At 70.8% G+C, this 1660-nt stretch carries 2 protein-coding genes; both read left to right on the forward strand.

Annotation, left to right across the window (positions count from 1 at the left end):
- Nucleotides 1-622: substrate-binding domain-containing protein (locus tag Q0X16_RS07295; RefSeq protein ID WP_297832656.1), on the forward strand; the 622-nt coding region annotated here is incomplete at its 5' end.
- Entirely contained in the window at nt 511-1575 is a 1065-nt protein-coding gene (locus Q0X16_RS07300; protein WP_297832659.1) for a DMT family transporter, read from the forward strand. The genes Q0X16_RS07295 and Q0X16_RS07300, both read left to right, overlap by 112 nt.
- Nucleotides 1576-1660: the final 85 nt, after the last annotated feature.

Raw genomic sequence — 1660 nt, forward strand, 5'->3', positions numbered from 1 at the left:
GACCGAAATCTCCGGCGAACTGGTCGTCACCTCGATCCCCGGCCTCTCGGAACTGGTCACGCCGGCGCTCGTCCGGCTGCAGGGGGAGTATCCGGGACTGCGCGTCCGCTACATCAGCGACCCGCGCCTCTTCCGGCTGGAATACGGCGAGGCCCATGTCGCGATCCGCGCGGGCGGGCGGCCGCAGGACCCCGACAATGTCGTCCAGCCCTTCTGCATCCGCCGCGTCGCGCTTTATGCGAGCCCGGACTACGTCGCCGCGCACGGCCTGCCGCAGGACGAGACCGACCTCGGCCGCCACCGTTTCGTCGGGCCGGCCGATCCGGAGAGCCGAGCTCCTTTCCACCGCTGGCTGGCCGAGCGCGTGTCCGAGGAGGCGATCGCCTTCCGCACCAACGAGGCGAACGTGGCGGCCGACGCGATCCGCGCCGGCGCGGCGCTCGGTTTCCTGCCGGCCATGCAGAAGCGCGCGGCCGAAGGGCTGGTCGTGGCGATGCCCGGCCGCCCGGAATGGGAGACCCCGCTCTGGCTCGTCACCCATGTCGACCTGCACCGCACGCCGCGCATCCAGCTCTTTCTCAAGGCGGTGAAGGAAGACGCGAAACGCTGCGGGATGGACTGAGACCGGTGCGCGGCGGCGGACTCCACGGGGCGCCCTTGCGCGGTCATCTGGCGATGGCGCTTTTCTCGATGCTCGTCGCCGGCTCCTTCCCGCTGGGCGCGATGATGGCGAACGCGGTCTCGCCCGTGGCCTTCACCGCGCTGCGGTTCCTGCTGTCCGGCGTGATCATCGGGGTGGCGGTACTCCTGACGACAGGACTGCCGCGGCAGGCGGTGCGGGCGCCGTGGCGCTACGCGGTGCTCGGCGGTCTTTTCGCGGCCTATTTCGTCCTGATGTTCGAGGGGCTGAAGACCGCCGCCCCGGTCTCGGCGGCCGCCGTCTTCACGCTGACGCCGATCGTGACGGCGGGGTTCGGCTTCCTCCTCCTTCGCCAGCCGACGACGCCGCGGATCGCGCTGGCGCTGGCCATCGGCGCGGCCGGCGCGCTCTGGGTCATCTTCCGCGGCGACTGGCAGGCCATGCTCCGGTTCCACGTCGGCAGGGGCGAGGCGATCTATTTCGCGGGCTGTGTGGCCCATGCGCTCTACACGCCGATGGTGCGGAAACTGAACCGGGGCGAGCATCCGCTCGTCTTCACCTTCGGCATGACCGTCGCGGGGACCGCCGTGACGACGCTCTGGGGGTGGGGCGCCATCCGCGCGACCGACTGGACCGCGCTGCCGGGCATCGTCTGGGTGACGCTTCTCTACACCTCCGTCTTCGCCTCGGCGGCGACCTTCGTCCTGCTGCAATACGCCACGCTGCGCCTGCCGGCGGCGAAGGTCATGGCCTATACCTTTCTGGTGCCCGCCTGGGTGATCCTCTGGCAGGTGGCGCTCGGCCAGCCGTCGCCGCCGGCACTGGTCTTCGCGGGGGTGGCGCTGACGGTCGTCGCGCTGGCCATGCTTCTCCGCGATGACGACCGGCGCGGCACCGCCGTCAGGGCGGGAAATCCCGGCCCGGATGAGGCTTGAAGCTGCGGCCGTCCCTATGTACCCGGAAGCGTGGACACGGAGATCACCATGCGCCGCACCGCCCTCGCAGCAGTTCCTGCCGTCC

Source organism: Thermomonas sp. (genome assembly GCF_025993755.1).
Taxonomy (GTDB): domain Bacteria; phylum Pseudomonadota; class Gammaproteobacteria; order Xanthomonadales; family Xanthomonadaceae; genus Thermomonas.